The 6021-nt window shown below is 69.3% G+C and carries 8 protein-coding genes and 2 pseudogenes; 8 read left to right on the forward strand and 2 right to left on the reverse strand.

Going from position 1 to position 6021, the window contains the following annotated elements; translation table 11 throughout:
- Positions 1-120: 120 nt before the first annotated feature.
- The 8 genes and pseudogenes from GGG17_RS14975 to GGG17_RS15010 form a co-directional block, all read left to right on the forward strand.
- Positions 121-801: pseudogene (locus GGG17_RS14975) on the forward strand (Mu transposase domain-containing protein); the annotation flags it as partial.
- Positions 801-1616, forward strand: coding sequence for an IS21-like element helper ATPase IstB (gene istB, locus GGG17_RS14980; protein ID WP_154594513.1), 816 nt, complete (start codon positions 801-803; stop codon positions 1614-1616). The pseudogene GGG17_RS14975 and the gene istB, both read left to right, overlap by 1 nt.
- 97 nt (positions 1617-1713) lie before the next feature.
- A complete protein-coding gene (locus GGG17_RS14985) occupies positions 1714-2112 on the forward strand; it encodes an ArsR/SmtB family transcription factor (protein WP_154594515.1) in 399 nt (132 codons plus the stop codon).
- The gene (locus tag GGG17_RS14990) at positions 2109-3008 is read left to right on the forward strand and encodes a cation diffusion facilitator family transporter (protein ID WP_029212089.1); all 900 of its coding nucleotides are present in this window, start codon (positions 2109-2111) and stop codon (positions 3006-3008) included. Before GGG17_RS14985 ends, GGG17_RS14990 begins: the two co-directional genes overlap by 4 nt.
- Positions 3005-3799: a cation diffusion facilitator family transporter gene (locus GGG17_RS14995; protein WP_311966736.1), complete on the forward strand. Its 795-nt coding sequence runs from the start codon at positions 3005-3007 to the stop codon at positions 3797-3799. Before GGG17_RS14990 ends, GGG17_RS14995 begins: the two co-directional genes overlap by 4 nt.
- The gene (locus tag GGG17_RS15000; RefSeq protein WP_240483987.1) at positions 3796-4143 is read left to right on the forward strand and encodes a DUF3703 domain-containing protein; all 348 of its coding nucleotides are present in this window, start codon (positions 3796-3798) and stop codon (positions 4141-4143) included. Before GGG17_RS14995 ends, GGG17_RS15000 begins: the two co-directional genes overlap by 4 nt.
- A gap of 96 nt (positions 4144-4239) precedes the next feature.
- Positions 4240-4917 carry a DsbA family protein gene (locus GGG17_RS15005; protein ID WP_311966737.1) on the forward strand — a complete coding sequence of 226 codons (678 nt, stop codon included), beginning with the start codon at positions 4240-4242 and terminating at the stop codon, positions 4915-4917.
- Entirely contained in the window at positions 4910-5542 is a 633-nt protein-coding gene (locus GGG17_RS15010) for a vitamin K epoxide reductase family protein (RefSeq protein ID WP_029212093.1), read from the forward strand. Before GGG17_RS15005 ends, GGG17_RS15010 begins: the two co-directional genes overlap by 8 nt.
- 51 nt (positions 5543-5593) lie before the next feature.
- On the opposite strand, the gene GGG17_RS15015 is transcribed toward GGG17_RS15010, so the two are convergent.
- Both GGG17_RS15015 and GGG17_RS15020 read right to left on the reverse strand, forming a co-directional pair.
- Entirely contained in the window at positions 5594-5794 is a 201-nt protein-coding gene (locus GGG17_RS15015) for a hypothetical protein (RefSeq protein ID WP_029212094.1), read from the reverse strand.
- A gap of 99 nt (positions 5795-5893) precedes the next feature.
- Positions 5894-6021: pseudogene (locus GGG17_RS15020) on the reverse strand (transposase); the annotation flags it as partial.

A 6021-nucleotide genomic window follows, 5' to 3' on the forward strand; every position in this document is an offset into this window, starting at 1 on the left:
TACCTCTCCGAAGGCTCCATGGCCAAGCTCTACCCAACCCGCGATACTGAGACCGTCGCCCTCGAAAAGAGCGACCGGTAGGCAACGAGCATCACCTCAAAGCCCACCACTCAACGGGGCTCTATCCGGATGGTGAAGTACTCCGTCCCGGCGCACCTGATCGGTCGCCGCGTGCGCGTCAGCCTGCGCGCGACCGAGGTGGTCGTGTTCGAGGGCCGCACCGTGGTGGCTATGCACCCACGGGTCGTGGCCCGGGGCACCAGCCGGGTCGTCCTGGATCACTACCTAGAGGTGTTGCGGTTCAAGCCCGGCGCCCTTCCCGGATCTACTGCTCTGGCGCAAGCCCGCGCTGCAGGGGTGTTCACCTCGGCGCATGAGGCGTTCTGGGCGGCCAGCCGGAAGGTCAACGGCGACGCTGACGGCACGCGTGAGCTCGTCGACGTCCTGCTGCTCCACCGCTCCCTCACAGCCGAGCAGGTCACCGCCGGGATCGCCGCCGCCCTGACCGTGGGCGCGGTGTCCGCGGACGTCGTCGCGGTCGAAGCCCGCCGACACACCCCCGACACCACCACGGCGACGGGTGGGGCCAGCTCTGACCGTCATCACGTTGCTCGAGGCGATACGCGCGAGCAACGCGTTGTCAGTCTGACCCAACGCCGCCTGACCGACCCTGCCGCAGTGATCGCCGGTCTCCCACCCGATACCCGGCCGATCCCGTCCGTGGTCGCCTACGACGAACTGCTCCCACGACGACGCACCACCACCCCTCCCACCCCTGATGTGAAAGCGAGCACCAGCTGATGAGCCCGACACCGGTGGCCACCCCGGTCAGTCCAACGTTGCGCCGCCGGCGTGGGATGACCGAAGAGGCCGCGATCGCCGCGGTCGACCAGGCCTGCCGCCGACTTCGGTTACCCACGATCCGGGCCCTGGTCGACGAGGCCCTGTCGGTGGCGAAGAAGGAGCAGCTGACCTACCAAGGCTTCCTGGCCGAGCTGCTGCTGGCCGAGGTCGACGACCGGGACCGACGCTCGTCGGTGCGCCGGGTCAAGGCGGCCGGGTTCCCGCGGGACAAGTGGCTCGGGGACTTCGACTTCGACGCCAACACCGCGATCAACCCCGCGACCGTGCACGAACTCGGCAAGGGCGACTGGATCCGCCGAGGCGACCCGCTGTGCCTGATCGGGGACTCCGGCACCGGCAAGTCCCACTTGCTCATCGCCCTGGGGACGGCGGCCGCCGAGCAGGGGTACCGGGTTCGGTACACACTGGCCACCAAGCTCGTGAACGAGCTCGTCGAAGCCGTCGACGACAAACAGCTCGCCAAGACCATCGCCCGCTATGGCCGGGTCGACCTGCTCATGATCGACGAGCTCGGCTACATGGAACTCGACCGCCGCGGCGCCGAACTTCTCTTCCAGGTCCTCACCGAACGCGAAGAGAAGAACTCCATCGCGATCGCCTCGAACCAGTCGTTCTCCGGGTGGACCGACACCTTCACCGACCCCCGCCTGTGCGCCGCGATCGTGGACCGGCTCACCTACAACGGCACCATCATCGAAACCGGCACCCACTCCTACCGGCTCGCCCACGCCCGGGCCAACGTTGTCGTATGACCGTGCGGCTCTATGGGCGGGCATCGCTCGATGCTTCTCCTCGCGGACTTGACCCAGGCGGCTCATTCCCTATTATCTGATCATGCGCTCAGATGACATGGTTGTTGGGTTGGATGGCTGTTCGGTCCACTGCGTTCACCCGGAGAAGGTCCAGCTCGTGCTGGATGCCACGCTCCCGGCAGATGAGCTGGCGCGGGCGGCGAGCATGTTCAAGCTCCTCGGCGACCCGACCCGGGCGCGGTTGCTGTTCGCGCTTCTCGAGGCCGGTGAGCTGTGCGTGTGCGACCTGGCCGCCGCGACCGGTGTGCAGGAGGTGACGGTGTCGCAGTCGTTGCGGATGCTGCGCGCCTCCGCGGTGGTGACCGGTCGCCGGCAGGGCAGGTTGGTGTTCTACCGGCTCGCGGACGCCCACGTGCGGATGCTGCTGGACCTGACCAGGGAGCACATCGCCCACGACCAAGCAGCCGGCATCGCGTCAGCCCAGGCGATCCGGTGAGCGACGGACACGGCCACGGAAGCGCGGGCGGGGCGCATCGGTGGCGGCTGCGGTTGGCGTTCATCCTCGTCGCCGGCTACTTCGTCGTCGAGCTGGTGGCAGGTCTGCTGTCAGGGTCATTGGCGCTGCTCTCCGATGCCGGGCACATGGCCGCCGACGTGGTCGCGCTCGGTGCGGCGTTGGTGGCCACCCGGATCGCCTCTCGCCCGGACAGCACCGGTCGTCGCACGTTCGGGTCCTACCGTGCCGAGGTGTTCGCCTCCGGCCTGGCTGTCCTGTTGATGCTCGGGGTCTCGGTCTACATCGCGGTGGAGGCCATCGGGCGCATCGGCGCCACGGCGGAGATCGCCTCGGGGCCGATGCTGATCGTCGGCGGCATCGGCCTGGTGGTCAACATCATCGCCCTGCTGCTGTTGCGCGGCGGGGCCAGCGACAGCCTGAACGTCAAGGGCGCCTACCTCGAGGTCGTCGCCGACACCGTCGGCTCTGTTGGCGTCATCGTCGCCGGGGTCATGGTGGCCGCGACCGGAAACGCGTGGTGGGACACCGGCATCGCCTTGGCCATCGCCATCTTCGTCGCCGTCCGCGCGATCATCCTGGGCCGGGAGGTCCTCACGGTCCTGGGGCAGCACGCGCCCGCGGACATGGCACCGGACGACGTCGAAGCCGCCTTGGCAGCCGTCCCGGGTGTGAGCAACGTGCATGACCTGCACGTGTGGACCCTCACCTCGGGGATGAACGTGGCCACCGCCCACCTGATGACCAGTGAGGGCGCGGACGCGCACGCCGTCCTGGACAGCGCCCGAACGGTCATGCTCACCAGCTTCGGCGTCGAGCACGCCACCCTCCAGGTCGAACCCAACACCCACACCGGATGCAAGGAGGTCACCTGGTGACCACATGGACCGCCCTGACCACCCCCGAACGGCGCGCGACCCTGATGCGCCGCGCCCAGCTGCTCGCCGCTGCCTCCGTTGCCTACAACACCGTCGAGGCCGTCATCGCGATCACCGCCGGGAATATCGCCGGCTCCTCCGCGCTGGTCGGGTTCGGCCTGGACTCCCTGGTCGAGGTGTCCTCCGGGCTGGTGATCCTGTGGCAGTTCCGCCACCGCCTGCCAGAGAGCCGGGAACGCGCGGCGCAGCGCCTCATCGCCATCTCGTTCTTCGCCCTGGCCGCCTACCTCACCGTCGAGGCCGGGCACGCCCTGATCACCGGCGCCCGCCCTGACTCCAGCCCCGTCGGGATCGGCCTGGCCCTCGCCTCCCTGGCGGTGATGCCCTTCCTCAGCGTGTGGCAGCGCCGCACCGGTCGCGAGCTTGGCTCGGCCGCTGTCGAGGGCGACGGCACCCAGACCCTGCTGTGCACCTACCTGTCCGCGGTGCTGCTGGTCGGCCTGGTGCTCAACGCCACCCTCGGCTGGTTCTGGGCCGACCCGCTCGCTGCCCTGGTCATCGCGGCCGTCGCGGCCCGCGAGGGCTGGCAGAACTGGCAGGGTGACGACTGCTGCGCCCCGGCGGCGCTCTCTGCCATGGGGGCCGGTGCTGACACCGACACCACGACCTCAGCCTCGCAATGCGCCGCGGATGACTGCTGCACCACCTCGACGAGCGGCGTCGACCAGGCAGCGGACCGACAGGCGGCACCCACCCCCGTGACCCTCGCCCGGCGCGAGGACCACTCGTGAGCCGCCGCATGCCAGCCCAGATCCGTGCGGCGTTCGACGCCGAGCTGCGCCACGCCCGCACGGCCACCACGAGCGGGCAACGGTGGGCGGCGCTGGAACGGGCGCACATCCTGTCCCAACCCTGGGCCTGGCCGCACACCCGCGCCCACGCGGTCATGTTCGCTCTGGCGTGGAGCGAGCACGACCGCCGCGAAGCCGCCGGGCAGGTCCTGCGGCTGCTAGTCGCCGCACCCGGATCCGCGCTCGGGCGCTACCCCGAGGGCAACACCGGCCGCGCCACCGTCCCGCTGACCCAGCCGATGCCCGTCCCGCAAGATCTCGCCGAACTCCTCACCCACCGCTGACGCGGCTTCCTCCCACCCCGGGGAACCTGACCGGGCCCCCGACCCGTTCGCCCCACGAGCCCCCTGCCCTTCCTGACTTACCTGGAGCTGACCCCTGTGACACCCGTGAAACGCAACGCCCTCGTCTCCGCCGCCGTCGTCGCCCTGCTCGTGGCCTTCATCGCTGGAGCCCTGGCACTGTCACCCAAGAAGGCCGACCCCGCCGACGCCGCCGGTGCGGCCACCGGAGCCGGGGCGGGGACGGGCAAGCTGGTGCGCGACGACAGCCACCGGCTCGGAGCCGCAGGGACGGGCAAGGTGACGCTGGTCGAGTTCCTCGACTTCGAGTGCGAGTCCTGCCGTGCGACCTACCCCGTCGTGGAGGAGCTGCGCACCACGTACGCCGGCAAGGTCGACTTCGTCGTGCGTTACTTCCCGATCCCCAGCCACGCCAACGCAGTCAACTCCGCTCTGGCTGTTGAGGCCGCTGCCCAGCAGGGCAAGTTCGAGGACATGTACAAGCGCATGTACGACACGCAGGAGACGTGGGGTGAGCAGCAGGACTCCAAGGCGTCCCTGTTCCGCGGGTTCGCCCAAGAACTCGGTTTGGACATGGCCGCCTACGACAAGGCCGTCGCCGCCAAGGCCACCCAGGAGCGGGTGGAACGGGACCGGCAGGACGGCCTCGACCTCGGCGTGGAAGGCACCCCCACGTTCTTCCTCAACGGCAAGAAGCTGCAGCCGTCCTCGGTCCAGGACTTCCGCGACCAGATCGACGCCGCCCTCAATGGCTGAACCGGCACCAGGCCGAGCAGACGCACCAGCAACGACCCAGCAGGACCGAATCGTGGGTCGGGGCACGGCTTGGGTCCTGACGCTCGCCAGCGTGGTCGGCTTGGTCGCCGCGTTCGTCCTGCTCCTCGAGAAGATCGCCCTGCTCACGGACCCGGCCTACGTGCCCTCCTGCAGCATCAACCCGGTGCTGTCCTGCGGGTCGGTCATGAACACCGACCAGGCCGCCGCGTTCGGGTTCCCCAACCCCATCCTCGGCGTCGCCGGGTTCACGGCCCTGCTGACCATCGGCGTGGTCCTGCTCACCCGGGCGGCACTGCCGGGATGGTTCTGGTGGGGCATCCAGGCCGGCACCACCCTCGGGGTCGTGTTCGTGCACTGGCTGATCCTCCAGAGCCTGTACCGCATCGGCGCCCTGTGCCCCTACTGCATGATCGTCTGGGTCGCGGCCATCACCGCGTTCGTCACGACCACCGCCCAGAACGTCAGAACCGGTCGGATTCCGTTCCCGGCGCGCCTTCGGCAGGTCGCGTCCTACAGTCCCAGCGTGATCACGGTATGGCTCGTGGTCATCGCCGCACTCATCGCTGTCCGGTTCTGGGACTACTGGGTGACGCTCGGCAGCTGAACGCTGCTCGCGGCCTTGGTCGCGATCCGACCGCCATGGTCGCCAGATGCCTCAGATCGGCACCTGGAAGCCCGACACGAGCTCGGCCTGGAGCCATCGGGTGAGGTCTTCCCAGACACCGGTGGGTAGCAGCACGCCCACGACGACGAGCAGCCCGCCCCCGACGAACTGGACGAGGCGATGGCGGTCGCGCACCCAACCCGACACGCGTGCGAAGCGTTCGATCCCGGCCGCCGCGAGGATGAACGGCACCCCCCAGTCCGAGGGCGTGACAAGCCATCACGCCCGTACCACCACCGGCCGGGGCCAGATCAAGCCGTCACCATGGGGCCACTTCGAGTTGACATAGTCAGTGGCGACCACGACGGCTTTGGAGACCACCATGGCGGCCTCGGTGCGCACGTGCAGATAGGTCGCGTCCAGATAGACGTAGGGAAACCGGGCGTGATCCAGGCGGCGGGTGCGGAACGCGCCGATGG

The organism is Arsenicicoccus cauae (genome assembly GCF_009707125.1).
In the GTDB taxonomy this organism is placed as follows: domain Bacteria; phylum Actinomycetota; class Actinomycetes; order Actinomycetales; family Dermatophilaceae; genus Arsenicicoccus; species Arsenicicoccus cauae.

Bases quoted from the DNA above. Each gene is read 5' to 3' on its own strand.
- istB (WP_154594513.1), top strand. From the start codon at position 801: ATGAGCCCGACACCGGTGGCCACCCCGGTCAGTCCAACGTTGCGCCGC.
- GGG17_RS14985 (WP_154594515.1), top strand. From the start codon at position 1,714: ATGGTTGTTGGGTTGGATGGCTGTTCGGTCCACTGCGTTCACCCGGAG.
- GGG17_RS15010 (WP_029212093.1), top strand. From the start codon at position 4,910: ATGGCTGAACCGGCACCAGGCCGAGCAGACGCACCAGCAACGACCCAG.